Annotated in this window: 17 protein-coding genes; 10 read left to right on the forward strand and 7 right to left on the reverse strand. The window is 66.1% G+C overall.

Annotated features, from left to right (window positions below; translation table 11 throughout):
• Nucleotides 1-161: 161 nt before the first annotated feature.
• From ACWDKQ_RS25970 to ACWDKQ_RS25995, 6 genes are all read left to right on the forward strand, one after another.
• Nucleotides 162-677 carry a hypothetical protein gene (locus tag ACWDKQ_RS25970; RefSeq protein ID WP_450141376.1) on the forward strand — a complete coding sequence of 172 codons (516 nt, stop codon included), beginning with the start codon at nucleotides 162-164 and terminating at the stop codon, nucleotides 675-677.
• 79 nt (nucleotides 678-756) lie between these two features.
• Nucleotides 757-1,620, forward strand: coding sequence for a DUF4097 family beta strand repeat-containing protein (locus ACWDKQ_RS25975; RefSeq protein ID WP_450141377.1), 864 nt, complete (start codon nucleotides 757-759; stop codon nucleotides 1,618-1,620).
• 366 nt (nucleotides 1,621-1,986) lie between these two features.
• Nucleotides 1,987-2,190 (forward strand): hypothetical protein, encoded by a 204-nt coding sequence (locus ACWDKQ_RS25980; RefSeq protein WP_450141378.1) that lies wholly within the window; start codon nucleotides 1,987-1,989, stop codon nucleotides 2,188-2,190.
• Entirely contained in the window at nucleotides 2,190-2,624 is a 435-nt protein-coding gene (locus ACWDKQ_RS25985; RefSeq protein ID WP_450141379.1) for a hypothetical protein, read from the forward strand. Before ACWDKQ_RS25980 ends, ACWDKQ_RS25985 begins: the two co-directional genes overlap by 1 nt.
• 161 nt (nucleotides 2,625-2,785) lie before the next feature.
• Nucleotides 2,786-3,241, forward strand: coding sequence for a MarR family winged helix-turn-helix transcriptional regulator (locus tag ACWDKQ_RS25990; RefSeq protein WP_450141380.1), 456 nt, complete (start codon nucleotides 2,786-2,788; stop codon nucleotides 3,239-3,241).
• 12 nt (nucleotides 3,242-3,253) lie between these two features.
• Nucleotides 3,254-4,006, forward strand: coding sequence for a protein phosphatase 2C domain-containing protein (locus ACWDKQ_RS25995; protein WP_450141381.1), 753 nt, complete (start codon nucleotides 3,254-3,256; stop codon nucleotides 4,004-4,006).
• Here ACWDKQ_RS25995 and ACWDKQ_RS26000 read toward each other — a convergent pair.
• Nucleotides 3,996-4,487, reverse strand: coding sequence for a Pycsar system effector family protein (locus ACWDKQ_RS26000; protein ID WP_450141382.1), 492 nt, complete (start codon nucleotides 4,485-4,487; stop codon nucleotides 3,996-3,998). The two genes, ACWDKQ_RS25995 and ACWDKQ_RS26000, sit on opposite strands and share 11 nt — an antisense overlap.
• A gap of 145 nt (nucleotides 4,488-4,632) precedes the next feature.
• On the opposite strand from ACWDKQ_RS26000, the gene ACWDKQ_RS26005 reads away from it, so the two are divergent.
• The 4 genes from ACWDKQ_RS26005 (at nucleotide 4,633) to ACWDKQ_RS26020 (ending at nucleotide 9,736) form a co-directional block, all read left to right on the forward strand.
• Complete coding sequence (locus tag ACWDKQ_RS26005) at nucleotides 4,633-5,313, forward strand: Crp/Fnr family transcriptional regulator (protein WP_450141402.1); 681 nt, start codon at nucleotides 4,633-4,635, stop codon at nucleotides 5,311-5,313.
• Nucleotides 5,314-5,413: 100 nt separating this feature from the next.
• Nucleotides 5,414-6,358, forward strand: a complete 945-nt coding sequence (locus ACWDKQ_RS26010; RefSeq protein ID WP_450141383.1) for a hypothetical protein — start codon at nucleotides 5,414-5,416, stop codon at nucleotides 6,356-6,358.
• The gene (locus tag ACWDKQ_RS26015) at nucleotides 6,348-8,396 is read left to right on the forward strand and encodes a hypothetical protein (protein WP_450141384.1); all 2,049 of its coding nucleotides are present in this window, start codon (nucleotides 6,348-6,350) and stop codon (nucleotides 8,394-8,396) included. The genes ACWDKQ_RS26010 and ACWDKQ_RS26015 overlap by 11 nt, the downstream gene beginning before the upstream one ends.
• A gap of 2 nt (nucleotides 8,397-8,398) precedes the next feature.
• Nucleotides 8,399-9,736, forward strand: coding sequence for a hypothetical protein (locus ACWDKQ_RS26020; protein ID WP_450141385.1), 1,338 nt, complete (start codon nucleotides 8,399-8,401; stop codon nucleotides 9,734-9,736).
• 45 nt (nucleotides 9,737-9,781) lie between these two features.
• On the opposite strand, the gene ACWDKQ_RS26025 is transcribed toward ACWDKQ_RS26020, so the two are convergent.
• The 6 genes from ACWDKQ_RS26025 to ACWDKQ_RS26050 form a co-directional block, all read right to left on the reverse strand.
• Nucleotides 9,782-10,663 carry a DUF72 domain-containing protein gene (locus tag ACWDKQ_RS26025; protein WP_450141386.1) on the reverse strand — a complete coding sequence of 294 codons (882 nt, stop codon included), beginning with the start codon at nucleotides 10,661-10,663 and terminating at the stop codon, nucleotides 9,782-9,784.
• Between the two features lie 54 nt (nucleotides 10,664-10,717).
• Complete coding sequence (locus ACWDKQ_RS26030) at nucleotides 10,718-11,881, reverse strand: cytochrome P450 family protein (RefSeq protein WP_450141387.1); 1,164 nt, start codon at nucleotides 11,879-11,881, stop codon at nucleotides 10,718-10,720.
• 425 nt (nucleotides 11,882-12,306) lie between these two features.
• Entirely contained in the window at nucleotides 12,307-12,981 is a 675-nt protein-coding gene (locus tag ACWDKQ_RS26035; RefSeq protein WP_450141388.1) for an RraA family protein, read from the reverse strand.
• Between the two features lie 92 nt (nucleotides 12,982-13,073).
• Nucleotides 13,074-13,895 carry an FAD binding domain-containing protein gene (locus tag ACWDKQ_RS26040; RefSeq protein WP_450141389.1) on the reverse strand — a complete coding sequence of 274 codons (822 nt, stop codon included), beginning with the start codon at nucleotides 13,893-13,895 and terminating at the stop codon, nucleotides 13,074-13,076.
• Entirely contained in the window at nucleotides 13,892-14,365 is a 474-nt protein-coding gene (locus ACWDKQ_RS26045) for a (2Fe-2S)-binding protein (protein ID WP_190818280.1), read from the reverse strand. The genes ACWDKQ_RS26040 and ACWDKQ_RS26045 overlap by 4 nt, the downstream gene beginning before the upstream one ends.
• A gap of 279 nt (nucleotides 14,366-14,644) precedes the next feature.
• On the reverse strand, nucleotides 14,645-15,079 hold the full coding sequence (locus tag ACWDKQ_RS26050; RefSeq protein WP_450141390.1) for a hypothetical protein: 435 nt from the start codon (nucleotides 15,077-15,079) through the stop codon (nucleotides 14,645-14,647).
• Nucleotides 15,080-15,087: the final 8 nt, after the last annotated feature.

The raw sequence follows: 15,087 nt of genomic DNA on the forward strand, positions 1-15,087 counted from the left end.
CTAGTGACACGCCCCGTCACCGGGCCAATCAGCATTCCCGCAGATCAACCCACGTTTTCACGGACTAGTCAGCAACCTGATCTGTGGAACCTGGGCGTTGATGGCACTTGTCTGCGCCACGAATGGTTGCGAATGTGCCACAATGATGCCATCATGGTGCCATGGATCTTGGGGTATATGTCGAAAACCTCCGGCGGGAGCTCTCCGTCGCCGCCGAGGTTGGTGGGGAGGATGCTCGCGCGCTCGCCGAGCGGTTGACGACGCCGTTGGAGTCAGCCATTCGGCTGACCCTGCTGGACGCGTTGTCGTCGGCCGTCGACGAGATCACCCGCGATCTCGCGCCGGGTTCGGTCGACCTGCGGTTGCGCGGCGGCGACCCGGAATTCGTGGTGACGGCACCGCCGACGGACCAGGCGTTCGAAGAGGCGGAAAGCGACCAAAGCGCTCCGGCGGAGGTCCGGCCGGTAGCGGAGGCCGACGAGGGCGCCATGTCGCGGATCAACGTTCGGATGCCCGAGCGCCTCAAGGTCCGCGTAGAGGAGGTGGCCGCGCGAGAAGGGCTGTCCGTCAATGCGTGGCTCGTCCGGGCCGCCGCCGCGGCCGTCGAGCCGGCTGAGCGACCCGCCGGGCAAAGCGCCGGCCGGCGCGGGCAGCGATACACCGGTTGGGCGCGCTAGCGGCGCGCAACCCGACCACCACGCACCACACGTTCTGCCCAGCCAGGACGCTCACGAAGCGTGACTCTAGGGGACAAACATGCCAACTTTCGACACGCCAGAACCGATTTCAGCAACCGTCGACGTCGTCCTCGGCGACGTCCGGATCGTCGCCGGCGACCGGGCCGACACGGTCGTCGAGGTGCGGCCGACCGACGCGTCCCGCAAGGCCGACGTGAAGGCCGCGGAGCTGACCCGCGTCGAGTTCTCGAATGGGGAACTGGTGGTCAAGACCTCGAAGCGGTGGCGGCACTACGGGAACCGTGACGGGGGCTCGGTCGACGTGGTGATCGAGCTGCCTGCCGGGTCGAAGGTCGAGGGCACCTCGGCGCTGGGGGACTTCCGCAGCGAAGGACGGCTCGGGAAGTGCCGGTTCCGGGCCTCGATGGGCAGCATCCGGCTCGACACCACCGGTCCGCTGAACGTGAAGACCGGGACCGGGTCGGTCGCCGTCGAACGGGTGGACGGGCCGGCCGAGGCGGCCACCGGGTCCGGCGAGCTGCGGATCGGGAAGGTCGACGGCACCGGGGTGCTCAAGAACTCCAACGGGGACACCAGGATCGGCGAGATCTCCGGTGACGTGCGGCTGAACTCCGCCAACGGCGGCATCTCCGTCGGCCGGGCGCACGCCTCCGTCGATGCCAAGACCGCCAACGGCGATATCCGGATCCACGAGGTCGCACGCGGCACGGTCGCGCTCGCGACTGCGGTTGGGGAGCTGGAGATCGGAATCCGCGAAGGCACCGCCGCCTACCTCGACCTGAACTCCATGGCCGGCCGGGTGAGCAACTCGTTGGACGCCGCCCAGGCGCCGGGCGACTCGGAGGAGACCGTCGAGGTCAGTGCTCGCACCATGACCGGCGGCATCGTCGTTCGCCGGTCCTGGGACGTCGACGACGAATGATCGCCGCGGTTCGATTCGGCGGCTCGATGCCGAGTTCGGGCCGCACGGGACCTTGCGGTAGCAGCCGGGACCGGCTGCTACCGCGGTCGGTTCCGACCTCGCGCCGAAGTTTTCCGGTGCACCGCTGGTCCGCGCGAGTCCTTATTCCCTGCACAGCGATTTCCGGTCTGCACTCCGCCGATCTACGGCCACTCCGAAGGTGCCGAAATCCTCAGAGGCCCCAAGACCTTCTCCTCCGGCGTCGCCCGACTCCTGCCGATCGAGCTCGACAGGCCTTCATCGAGGGCGACCTGACGCAAGTGGACCCGCCCGACCACCGGAAGCCGCCTGGGCGCCCCGCTCGCCCGGCTGGAAGGCCGGATCGCGGTGAACATCCTGCTGGACCGCTTCCCCCGGCTCCGCACCGACCCGGAGAACCCACCGCTGCTCATGCCGGTCACGAACCTGATCGGCGCCAACTCCTTGCCGCTGCTCACCCGACAACGCTTTTGGTTGCTCCCGTTTCCGAAAACCGCCTGGCGCGAGGAGTCCGCGTGGCAGGATCTCGTTTCGAATGATTGGGAGGAATAGTGGCTACTTGGGAAGATCTCATCGCTTTTGTCCGGAACGAATACCGGCTCGTCATCGGCGAGGTGGAAGACGGTGAGCCCGAATACCAGATCATCGAGGAAAGTGGGGACGAAGTCCGGATCCTCGTCGAATACGACGACGACCGCAGCCAGATCGTCATCGTCTGCCGCGAGCTGCTCGACGGCCGCGAGGACTGGGTGCAGGTCGTTTCGGTGATCGGCCGGGCCGACGGTGTTGACCTGCGGAAACTGCTGGAGGAGCTCGGGCACACCTCCGTGGTGTGCGGCGCGGTGATCATCGGCGAGCACGTCGTGCTCCGACATTCGCTGCCGTTGCTCAACCTCGACATCAACGAGTTCACCGATCCGCTGAACTTCGTCGCCGAAACAGCGGACCATCTGGAGGAACTCTTTTTCCGCAACGACGATTACTGACCCGTTTCGCGCGCTTTGGGGCTTGATGGCGGAATGGGTATTTTCCAGAAGCCGACCAGGCGGCGACCAGCGAGATCGGCGCCGTCGAACGTAGTTGCACACGCGTTATAACTGCGCAAGCTGCTATAGTGGGCGTGGAGACACGTCATGAGAGGTGTGTGGTGGGGATCGCCGACAACGCCGTCGAGATTCGGGCCCACCGCTGGCGCACGCTCGCCGCACTGCACGGCACGCTCGAAACCACGCTGGAGAAGGCGCTGCAGGCCGAGCATGGGCTGTCAGTCGTCGAATACACCGTCCTCGACGCGCTGGGCAGGCAGGACGGCTGGCACATGCGGATGCAGCAACTCGCCCGCGCCACGGCACTCAGCGGCAGCGCGACGACCCGGCTGGTCAACCGCTTGGAAGACCGCCAGCTGCTGACCCGGGTCCTGTGCAAGGACGACCGCCGCGGGATCTACACCGAGCTGACCGAGTCCGGCCGTGCGCTGCTGGAGAAGGCTCGCCCCACCCACGACGAAGCGCTGGAGAAGGCGCTAACCGAAGCCGGGCAGGTCCCGGAACTGGCGCCGCTGGTGGCGGCGTTGCACGACCTCCCGCAGCGTCGCGGTGGCTGACCGATCGTGCAGGTGAACCACGCGACGATCGCCACGCCGGGGCGGGTGAACGAGGATTACCTGGCGACCGGACCGGATTGGGCGTTCGTCCTCGACGGCGCGACCGCGCCGTCCGGTGTGGACACTGGGTGTGCGCACGACGTGCCCTGGCTGGTGCGTCGCCTCGGCGGTGAACTGGCGCTGCGGCTCGCGGTGCCGGGCGGAACCGCTGCGGACGTCCTCGCCAACGCGATCCGTGCGACCTGCGCGGCGCACGCGGACACCTGCGACCTGCAGAACCCTTCGAGCCCCTCGGCGACCGCGGCGCTGCTGCGGCTGCGCGGCGACGACCTGGAATACCTGGTGCTCGCCGACAGCCCGATCGTGCTCGACGTGGCGGGCGAGACCCGGCCGGTCGTCGACGACCGGCTCGAACACCTGCCCAGTTACACGGTCGAAGCGGTCCGCGACCAGCGGAACCAGCCGGGCGGTTTCTGGGTCGCCAGCACGAAGCCCGAAGCGGCGCACGAGGCGGTGCACGGCGTGGTCGCGGCGGCGGACGTCCGCCGGGCGGTGCTGCTGACCGACGGCGCGTCCCGCTACGTGGAGCGGTTCGGCCTGGGCAACTGGGCCGATCTCCTGGATCTCGTCGAACACGCGGGCCCCGCCGAACTGCTGCGCCGCGTGCGAGCAGCGGAAGCCGCCGAAACCCCGGACGAACGCCGCCGCCACCGGGGAAAACCCCAAGACGACGCCACAGCCGTGTTCTTGCGGTTCAGCGCATAACTACGCCCGCCAACAGGGCGGTGATCAAGGCGACCCCAAACAGCCAGATAGCCGGTGTCACGTTCCGGAACTTGCGTTGTGCGATGTGACTGGTGGCCCAAACCTGCTCCGCCAGGGATTCTTCCAACCTTGCCGCGTCGCCAAGTGTCGTTCGGTAAGTCGGCACAAAGTCCGCGGCTTTCGAGTACTGCCTGGCGATGTTGTCGAAGAAGAGGATGGAACGCGATGCTTCAGTGCGAAGTCGGGGTACGAAGACCCTTAGCGCGAACAAGATGCTAGCGCTGACTGATCCGATGCTGATGAGCAGGAGCCCAACATGCAGCCAGTCCGCGAGCCAAAGTTGCTGTGCGGGCAGCGCGCGAAGCAAAATTCCGCCGAGTACACCGCCTGCGGCGAGCATCGTCGCAGCCTTGGTGTCCGCGATTTTGATCAGATCATTGGTGTGTTGGAGTGCCTTCCACGCATCTTCGGTGGCGGTCATGGCACCTAGTCTGCGGTGCTTTACCCCCAACGCCAACGCCATTCGAGTGAGACGATCGTGACGATCCGTGCTGTGCCTGCTATGTTTGAGCGGAAATTTGCCGAATTGCTCGCGGTTCGGTCTGCTGAACCGGTACGGACATTGCGTGCACTATCGAGCAGGTAACTCGCCACGAGGCTTTCGCGGTTTGCTGGGCGAACAGCGTTGGGCGGTGCTTGCGGGAATCGGAACACCGCGTAGTTACCGACCTGGGGCGTTCATGCTTCAGCAGGGCGAGAAAGGCGGGTTCCTGCTCGCGCTCACCAGCGGGCGAGTGAAAGTGCTTGCCAGCGAACGAGACGGCTCGGAGGTGCTGCTTTCGCTGCGAGGGGCCGGTGACCTCGTCGGGGAGATGGCGGCCAAGCGTGACAGCAGGCGGACCGCAACCGTTCAGGCGTTGGACCACTGCACTACCCTTTTTTTGCCGCGGGCGGATTTTGACCGGTTCCTCCTGGAACAGGAGGTGCATGCGGAGTTTGCCGATTATCTCGTGGCGAAGTTGTCGGAGACTGTTCCGTACCAGCTCCACCAGGTGCATTTCAGCCCAAGGCAACGCCTCGCGCGGCTGTTGCTGGAAGTTGTGCGTCTGGCTGACGCCAGTCATCCGAACCGCTGGCAGGTGCCCTTCTCCCAGGGAGGATTGGCCAGCGCGTTGGGTCTCGCGCGAAGCACGGTGGCCGAGCAGCTCGGCGCATTGCGATCAAACGGAGTGCTGGGCCCCGGTCCGCGCATCGCCGTCGCCGACGTGCGTGCGCTGGCGGACCTGGCAGGCGAGGTAACTCACTAGTGAGGTGCATCACGTCAATTCTGTCCGTTCGTGGACAGTCCGCACTCGGGCATTCCGGGATCCTTGCGGTATTACAAATTCTTGCGACGGAAGGAAACCGGTGAACACGAACCGAAATGAAGTGGCGGAACTGCCTCCGTACAGGGCCTTGGTGGTCGTCGACGTGAAGAACTTCAGCGGCGAGAAGGGGCGCGACCACGAGTGGATCACGCGGCAGATCCCGGTGGTCTTGGAGCATGCGCTCATCAGGTGCGGGCTCGGTGAACTGCGGCGGCAGGTGTGCTTCGAGGGAACGACCGGTGACGGCTACTTCCTTGGTTTCGAGCCGAAGTACCTGCCTTTTCTGTTGAACCCGTTCCTGCCTGAGCTGCAGACCGAACTCGAGTACCAGAACGCCGTCAATCCGGTCAGCGACCGTCAGAAACTGCGGATGCGGGTGAGTCTCACGATAGGACCGATGACCGATTCAGGACTGAATGGCATCAGCGACGGAAGCGGTGATACGCGTATCGAGGCACACCGCATGATCGACGCCGTACCAGTCCGTGAAATGCTGACCAGGTCGAACGAAACGACTTGCGTAGCGGCGATCATCTCGCAGCGGGTGTACGAGGATGCGGTCGTCTCAGGCTACGCGGCGGACGCCACCGACCTGTACGTGCCGGTCGCAGTCGAGGTGAAGAACTACCGGGGCACAGCCTACTTGCGGATTCCGAAGCCATCCGGCGACTTGCTGTCGCGTGGCTTCACCCCACCGGAGCCACCAGAGGTCGACAGTGGGGACAGCGTGGGGTCTGAAGGACGCACGGGGTCCAGGGGCCCGGCCCCGGCGGTTGAGCAGCACTTCGAGAGGTCGACTGTGGGGATCGGCAACGTTCAAGGCAACGTCGGCAGCGCGATCAACGGAGACAACCTCACGTTGCACACCGGCAGCGGCGACCAGTTCAACGCGCCACTCGGTAATGGGGTGAACATCCTCGGCGGCAGCCGTGGCCGGATCAGGCACCAGGTCAACAAAGGTAGGGAAGAAGGCGATGGGCGCTGAACGCGCTGAGTTCGTCGGGATCGAGCAGGTCGGCAGGGATGTCGGCACCTCGGTCACCGGGGACAGGGCCCAGGTGCACGGTGGGAGCGGGCACCAGTTCAACGGGCTGACCTTCATCGTCACGGAGTCGGGGGAAATTCATCGGCGGCGGACTTCGCAACGCACGTTAACCGCCGATCAACTCGCCCGCTTGTACGACCGGTTCACCGAACCGCCTGAGTATCGGCAGGCAGAGGAGAAGCTGTACGAACGGTCCAGAACTGTGCTGCTTAGCGGAAAACCGGGCAGTGGTCGTCGCAGTGCAGCTCTGATGTTGTTGTACAACTCCACCACACGCGACGCTCAGTTCCGTGAACTGCCCGTTGAAACGGACGAGGAAGAGAGGGATTCGCTCGATCCGGAGTCAGTTCAGCCAGGCGAACGCCTGCTGCTGGACATGTCTGGTGAGCAGCAGCCTGAGAAATTCCGTTCCGTGCAGGCGAAGTTCGAGTCGCTTCGAGGCGCTGTTGTGGCGAATAAAGGCGCGCTGGTCGTGGTCCTGCCGCCCGATCCGGACCACCTACTGTGGCCGGAGTTCAGGCCGCTGCACGTGCCGATGACGCGTCCATCTGGGAAGGCAGTGCTGTCCAGGAGTCTCAAGGTGGAGCACGTCGAATTCGCCGAGCAGGACTTGGACCGGGAAAGTTTGAAGCCGCACCTGGCAGATGCGGCCTTGCGGGACTTGGACCGGTTGTGCCAGCGGATTTTGGAAGCCAAGTACGCCAGACCGTCGAGCGGCTTCGTCGATTGGGCCGATCGAGCCTGTGAAGCGTTCGCAGAGCACAGCGAGCAGGTGGCAGAGCAGATCAGAGAGAGCACGGCACCCCAGCGGGCGATCGTCCTGGCAGCCGCGATGTTGAAGGACGGGCATGTAGATTCGGCGCAGGCTGCGGCGAAATCACTGCTAAACCAGCTCAAGTATCCCGCAGACGAGAAGCATGTCCTGGAACGTGAAGGACTTGATGATGCCCTCCGGTCAGTGAAGGTCGTGCCGAACGCGTCTCGGCGGATCGTTTTTAGCTCGATCAGTTATGAGAACGCGGTCCGAAACCACTTCTGGACGAACTTTCCGGAACTCAGGGATGATCTCCGGGCCTGGGTCGGCGATTGCGTGGTCGCGTTGAATATGGTTGACGACGACTGCGACCGACTGGTCGCCCGTTTCGCGGAACAAGCAGATCGGACAGGGCGAATCCAGGATCTCTGCTCGCTCGCCGAGCAATGGACGAAGCAGGCGGACCGGCAGCGTCGTCCACCACGGTCCGCCCGCTGGGCGGCTGCTGCATTGGCACATGGGTTGGGGGAAACGTCATCTCCCGGTGCGGCAGGTGAGGTTCGGAGAAGAATCTACGAATGGGCGAATCAACCAGGTCTCGCCGTACACCTCGCACAGGTTTTAGTCTCGGTGTGCGCAGAGGTGATGGCCGAGACACACCCTGATCAGGCTGTAGTTCGGTTGCGCCTGTTGGCCTCGCATAATGTGCAAGAGGTAGCGGGGGCGGCGAAGACCGCAGTGTCCAATCTTGCACAGGACAACCGGTTCTACCGCCGTTTCTTGTGGTGGATGAAGAGTTGGCTCACTCAGCAGTCCAGGCCATCCGATGTCGATCTATTCCTCGCCACATCTGATCCACTGCGCTTGTTGGACACAAGCTCGCGCTCCGCGGCGTTGATCACAAACAACGGGATCCGGCGCCAACTGGCAGCGGGTTGGCGAGTGGCGCTCATGCGCGGGACTGACGGGTGGTTGGAGAAGTTCGGGGAGTGGCTCGTGGCCAGCAACTCTGGCGCATATGGCCCGCATCTACTGAACGTGCTGGTCGAGTCAACTCACGGTGAACTGGTGAAGCTCGGGATGCTTCACGTGACGAGCCGAGACTGGGCTGCCGCCGGCGCCGACTCCGAGGAACGTGCAGCGAGGCAACGGATCTGCCGAGAACTCGCTCGCAAGATCGATACCGCACAGGGGTTGCGGCTTACTGACCTCAAGGGGACATGAACATGTTGAGCAGTGACCAGAAGACCAGACTTCGTGCGCTCTCAGTGGTCGTAGCCGCGATCTGGGTGGCGCTTGGTCTCCTCTACCAGTGGCCGCTTTGGTTGTGGATCGGGCTGGCGATCGTATCGCTGTTGGCTCCGTCGTTGATCGCCTACGGGATCGTGGAGTGGAACCTGCGCAAGCGCAGCGTAGGAGCCCGCGGGTTCTCGGACGAGAAGGCGGTGGATGAACCGGAGCCGATGCCGGAACCTCCCAGCCCGCAGCGGTACGAGGTGCGAGATGTGCTGTTGCGCAGTGCTCACCAGGACTACCGGTTTGCCTTTGCTTGCACGGTGTTTTGGCGCCTACTGCCCCACGCGCCAGGACTTCCGCATCCGAACCCGGGTGCGCTAGCAGCCGACCTGATCGTGGCCGAAGCGGCGAACCTGGCGGCCTCGATTCCACCTGAGGAAGATAGCCGCGCTCGTTACCGGATGATGAACGTACTCGGATCGGCGAGGGTGGATTCGACCGGCCGCGTCGAGGTCTGGGCGGACGGTATCGCGCTGTCGCTATCGGACAAGGACGCCAAGCGGCTCACGCGCCTTGCCGAGGTACGTAAGGACGAGGAAGTCTGGGAGCATGAGCGAAGTTACGAGCGAAACGTGCGCACGTACCTTGCTGAGGATGTGCTGACCAGCACTGGTAGTGCCGTGGTGTGGTGGTTAGCTGGGCCACGCACTGACGAGAAGCAGCGAGTGGACGACGCCGTGGAGAAGATCTCCAATCTGCAGAAGCTCACCTCCGCTGCGGCCATGACCGAGTTGCCCACCAACACGGCAGAGCCTTTCGACTTCGGTGCCTCGCTGAGTGCGGGCTTGAGTGCGGTCCACGACCGTCCTTTCTCACCCGTTGGCCTACAACAGCTGCCTTTCGTGTTGGCAGCGCAACCGGAGGACAACGGTGGTGGCCTGCCCGACAACTCGCGAAGGTGCATTGACGATCACGCGATTGGGCTTGTCGAAGAGCTGCTTGAAGGTCCGGAGCGGGCGATGTTCGCCCGCCGCCTGGCTGACCTGCTCGAAGCTCAGGGGCATCCTGAGGCGGCGGAACAGGTGCGAAACCGCTTTGATGCACCGCCTGTCTCGGACACGGGCCAGGACGCTGATCAGCACAGCGAGCAGAGCAGTGCTTTTTTGCAGGATTCGGACGGTGCCGTGATTAGCGAGGAGGAGCGCGAACCGCTCCGGCAGTCAAGCGAGAGCTCGGATACTTCGCCCTCGACTGGCGGTTCACAGGAGCACGACGTAACCCGCACGGACGCACAACGGCCGCTTGAGGGCAGGCCCTGTGGTGATTGAACGCTTCGGGCCGGTCGGGTCTGGAGCGTCCCGAACGATATCTGATTAAGAGCAGCGTTCGGCGAGGGACATTGCGTCGTGGGGGGCGTGGGCCTTCACGTCGTTGTCGAAGTACGCGTAGACGTCGCGGCCCTTCGTCGCTGGAGCCGGACCGGCGACCGTGTGCTTGGTCTTGGGGCACTCGCCCACGTGCCAGGAGCGGATCAGCTTCGCCCAACGGTCCAAGTCCTTCGCCGTGTAGCCGCTGGCGTAGAGCTCCTCCGCGCCGTGGAAGCGGAGGTACACGAAATCGCTCGTCACATCCTCCAGGTGCGGCCATTGGCCAGCCGCATCCGCCACCACCAGTCCGACGTCGTGGCTGCGGAGCAGCTCGACGGCATCGGTGCAGGCGAAGCCGGGGTGGCGGACCTCCAGCGCGTGGCGGATCGGGCGATCCGCGTCGGTCTCGGTGAGCGAGCGGCCCGCGAGCCGGGCGTCGTGCCCAGCGGCCAGCGCAGCGGCCGCGGCGGTGCTGCGGGGCAGGAGACGGAAGAACGCCGTCAGGCGTTCGACGTTGAAGCCCAGGGACGGCGGGAGCTGCCAGAGCAGCGGTCCGAGCTTCGAGCCGAGGGCGAGAACGCCGGAGGCGAAGAAGTTCGCCAGCGGCGTTTCGACGTCGTGGAGCCTCTTCATGTGGGTGATGTAGCGGCTGCCCTTCACCGCGAACAGGAAATCGTCCGGCGTCTGCTCCGCCCAGCGGCGGTACGTGTCCGGGCGCTGCAGGGAGTAGAACGACGCGTTGACCTCGGCGGAGCTGAGCCGACGCGACAGATACTCCAGCTCGGCGCCGCGACGCAGATCACGCGGGTAGAACGGACCGTGCCAGGGGCCGTACACCCACCCGGACGTGCCGATCCGGATCTTGCGCGACGTGGAGCGAGCTCGCATGACGTCATCGACGGTACTCGCCCCGGCGCCAGAAGCGAGTGGTTGCGAGCCGCCTCAGCCCAGGGCTACCGGGAGGGTGCGCAGGCCGCGGTTGCGGAAGGAGTTCCGCCACTGGAGCTCCTCCTCGGAGACTGTCAACGCGAGGTTCGGGAACCGGCTTAGCAGGGCGCCGAAGCCGATCTCGGCCTCCATCCGCGCCAGCGACGCACCCAGGCAGAAGTGCGGGCCGTGGCCGAACGCCAGGTGCGGGTTGTCCTCGCGGCCTAGGTCGAGGTGGTCCGGCTCCGCGTAGCGATCCGGATCGTGGTGCGCCGACACCAGCGAGAGCAGCACCGTCTCCCCGGCCGGGATGGTCACGCCGCCGATTTCGACGTCGGCCACTGGGAACCTGCGGATCGCCAGCTGCGGCGGTGGGTCGAACCGCAGCAGCTCGTCCACAGTGGTCGGTGAAATCCCCCGGCGTGCCCGGGCGAGCGCAGAGGGGCGGGTCAGCAGCGCCGCGAGCCCGTTGCCAAGCAGGTGCACGGTGTTCTCGTAGCCGGCGAAGAGCACCAGGAACGCCGCCGAGGTCAGCTCGTCCTCGCTGAGCCGGTCTTCCTCGTCGCGGAGCTCGATCAGCGTGCTGAGGAAGTCGGCGCCGGGGTTCGCGCGTTTCGCCGCGATCAGATCGAGCAGGTAGCGGTACAGCGCGCGCAGCGCTACGCGCGCTTGGTCGGGCGTTTCGGGCGCGAGCAGGCCATCCGTCCAAGACCGGAAGTCCGGCCGGTCGGCCGCATCCACGCCGAGCAACTCGCAGATCACCGTGATCGGCAGCGGCGCGCAATAGGCCGGCAGCAAGTCCGCCTCGTCCTGCCCGATCAGGGCGTCCAGCAGTTCGTCGGCGATCTGCTTGACCCGGGGCCGCAGCGGCTCGATCCGGCGCGGGGCGAACGCCTTGCCGATGACGCGGCGCAGCCTCGCGTGCTCAGGCGCATCCATGTTGAGCAGGTTCGCGTCCAGCGCGGGCGGCAGAGAGAAGCCCCGGTAGCCGCCGCCGGAGTTCTTCTTGTCCAGCGACAGCCGTGGATCGGCCAGCGCTGCGCGCACATCCGCGTAGCGGGTGACCAGCCAGATAGAGGTGCCGTCCGGGGCCGTGGCGCGGTGCACGGGGCCCTGCGCGCGGAGCCGGGCGTAGGTGGCTCGGGGTTCGGTGACGAATGCGGAGTCTATCTCGATCACGGTGTCGAACCTACGTGAGTTGTCAGGGCATATGCGGTGGAACGTTCGCGAGCGTTCGGCCCTGCCTAACCTGGGCCGGGGTTGCCGCTCCACCTGCCTTGCGCACGCTGACCGCCCACGTTCGCGATGGAAGAACCTGGCATGTTCAAGATCTCCCGGCGGATGCTCGCCGCCCTCGCCTGCGCGGCGCTGGCGCTGGGCCGGACCGCCTGCGGCCCGACGCCCCGGACCTCCGCCGCCGCTGGTCCGGAGTCGTAGCGGCAACCCCGGAACTCCACCGAAGAACTCGCTGGCTGAGCCCCCCGCATGCGGGGAGTTGACTAGGGACGCGCAACCAGCACGAACGTCCTGGGCACGGGGGCGGTGATCGCGGGGACGGGGCTTCACCGCCGCCCGCCTGCAGGCCCATTGCCCGGCGGAACGCCTCAGTGGCGGAGGCGGCCGATCATGTTGTCGTCCGGGTCGAATTCGGGGGATTTGACCCAGACCAGGAACTTCTGCTCGCGGGCGATGACCCGCTCCGCGGCGGCCGGGAGGCCCGCCGCGATTTCACGGGGAATGAGCAGGACGCCGTGCTTGTCGGCGTGCAGGAGGTCGCCGGGGGAGACCTGCAGGCCGCCGACGGACACCGGGACGCCAACCTCCTCCGTGCGCACGTAACCGTGCGAGACGCCGACGGAACCGGCGAAGAAGCGAAAGCCGACGGCGTGCGCCTCGTCGAGGTCGCGGACGCAGCCGTTGGTCACCACGCCCTCGCAGCCCAGCACGTCGAAGGTGGTGGCCATGACCTCGCCCCAGAACGCGCCGTGCCCCGGCGGGTCGTCGAGGTCCTGGAGCACCACCACGCGCGGCCCGGGGATCTGGCGCACGTGGTTCCACGCCAGGTCCGGGCCGTGGCCGGGCTCGTCCCCCCGGGCGCGGATGGTGCCGGTGGCGGCGTAGCCGACCATCACCGGCAGGTCGGGGAAGATGCAGCGGATCTCGTGGCCGGCGTAGCCGGTGTCGCGCGGGCGGATGTCGAACGTTTCGATCGCGTTGGCCATCGTCGGGGTGTCGTAGCGCCGCAGCGCCGCTAGGACGTTCGGCTCCAGTGCCTCCACAGTGGACTCCCTCACTAATCAGAGAAACGAGGTGAGGGGCGCCCTTGAGCGGCTATTCCACCCAAGGGTGCCCCTCAGCTCGACTCCAACCGCTACGCGCCGCGTGCCGCGGCGGCTTCCAGCGCTCGGCGCACGAGCACCTTCGCCAGATGCCTCCGGTAGTCGGCGCTGGCGCTGGCCTGGTCCGGCGGCGAAGTGTCCTCCGCCGCCCGCTCCGCGGCTTCGGCGGCGCTCGCTCCGCTCGTCAGCGCCCCCTCCACGCCGCGTGCCCGCATCGGCGTCGGGCCCATGTTCACCAGCGCTACGCGCTGACCGGCGACGGCTACGCCGACCACCGCCCAGTCGATGGCGCGCTTGGTGAACTTCTGGAAGTCCCAGCCCTGTTTGGGGTTCTTCGCGACCCGGATTTCCACCAGCAGCTCGTCTCCGCCGAGCGCGGTTTCGAAGAAGTCGGTGAAGAACTCCGTCGCCGGGATCTCGCGGGTACCCGAAGGGCCCTGCGCGACCAGCACCGCGTCCAGCGCGAGCGCCACCGCGGGCAGGTCGGAGGCCGGGTCGCCGTGCACCAGCGAGCCGCCGATGGTGCCGCGGTGGCGGACCTGCGGGTCGCCGATGGTGCCTGCGGCGTGCGCCAGCAGCGGAACCTCGCGGGTCAGCAACTCGGAGTGCTCCAGGTCGTGGTGCCGGGTCAGGGCCCCGATCCGGATCTCCGAGCCTTCCTCGCGGATGTAGGACAGGTCGCGCAGCTCGCCGAGGTCGATCAGCACCTCCGGCACAGACAACCGCAGCTTCATCAGCGGCAGCAGCGAATGCCCGCCGGCGAGCAGCTTCGCGTCGTCGCCGTGTTCGGCGAGCAGGCTCAGCGCCTCCTCGACGGTGTTGGCCTTCTTGTAGGTGAACGCGGCAGGGATCATTCCGCGGCCCCCGACTTCTCTTTGGCCGCGGTCAGCACGGCTTCGACGATGTTGTGGTAGCCGGTGCATCGGCAGAGGTTGCCCTCCAGCCCGGCGCGTACCTCGGCCTCGGTCAGGTTCGGGTTCTCCTCGACGAGGGACACCGAAGCCATCACCATGCCCGGCGTGCAGAACCCGCACTGCAGCCCGTGCTTCTGCTGGAAGGCGCGCTGCATCGGGTGGAGCTCCTCACCGTCGGCCAAGCCCTCGATGGTGGTGACCTCGTGGCCGTCGGCTTGGGCCGCCAGCACGGTGCACGACTTCACCGACTCGCCGTCCAGCAGCACCGTGCACGCCCCGCACGACGTGGTGTCGCAACCGATGTTGGTGCCGGTCAGGCCGCAGTCGTCCCGCAGGTACTGGACGAGCAGCGTGCGGTCCTCGACCTCGTGGCTGCGCTGCTCGCCGTTGACGTTGATCGAAACTTGCACGAAACGAACTCCTAAGCACTTGTCAGGTAAGCGGTGATCCACTCACCTGAACCAACTCCGCGGGCTTCTGCCTCGTCGTCTTCCTGTCCTTGAAGCGGCGTAGCCGTTTGGCCTACGCACGCAGGGTGACCACCGGCTCGTTCTCAGGCTGCGCCCACCCCGTTGGGGCTGTTGGGGAGGACCTACCCCGACGTGGTTATTGGGCATACACGATGTCGGGGATACGGGACTGAGACGGCGTCTGAGGTTCCGCTATGGGGCCACCTACGGCAATTGAGCTCATGAATGGGCTTGGATCGCTTTCCACGCCAGTTCTGGCGTGGTGGGCATGTCGATGCGTTTGCTTCCGAGGTGGGCCACGGCGTCGACCACGGCATTCTGCACCGCCGGGGTGGCGCCGATGGTGCCGGCCTCGCCGATCCCCTTGACGCCCAACGGGTTGAGCGTGGTCGGCGTTTCCATCGTGAGCAGCTCGAAGCTGGGCAGTTCGGCCGCCGTGATGAAGGCGTAATCGGCGAGGTTGGCGTTCTCGGGTTTCCGTCGGCGTCGTAGGAGACCTCCTCCAACAGGGCTTGGGCGGCGCCCTGCGCGATGCCGCCCTGCGCGATGCCGCCCTGCGCGATGCCGCTCCGTGAGGATCGGGTTGATGATCACTCCGGCGTCGTCGACGGTCACGTGACGAAGATAGTTCACCTTGCCGGTTTCGGTGTCCACTTCGACCA

Source organism: Saccharopolyspora sp. NPDC000995, assembly GCF_053599315.1.

Excerpts from the sequence above, each read along its gene's own strand:
- ACWDKQ_RS25970 (WP_450141376.1), top strand. The coding sequence starts at position 162 with ATGGATCTTGGGGTATATGTCGAAAACCTCCGGCGGGAGCTCTCCGTC.
- ACWDKQ_RS25975 (WP_450141377.1), top strand. The coding sequence starts at position 757 with ATGCCAACTTTCGACACGCCAGAACCGATTTCAGCAACCGTCGACGTC.
- ACWDKQ_RS26000 (WP_450141382.1), bottom strand. The coding sequence starts at position 4,487 with ATGACCGCCACCGAAGATGCGTGGAAGGCACTCCAACACACCAATGAT.
- ACWDKQ_RS26015 (WP_450141384.1), top strand. The coding sequence starts at position 6,348 with ATGGGCGCTGAACGCGCTGAGTTCGTCGGGATCGAGCAGGTCGGCAGG.
- ACWDKQ_RS26020 (WP_450141385.1), top strand. The coding sequence starts at position 8,399 with ATGTTGAGCAGTGACCAGAAGACCAGACTTCGTGCGCTCTCAGTGGTC.
- ACWDKQ_RS26025 (WP_450141386.1), bottom strand. The coding sequence starts at position 10,663 with ATGCGAGCTCGCTCCACGTCGCGCAAGATCCGGATCGGCACGTCCGGG.
- ACWDKQ_RS26040 (WP_450141389.1), bottom strand. The coding sequence starts at position 13,895 with ATGATCCCTGCCGCGTTCACCTACAAGAAGGCCAACACCGTCGAGGAG.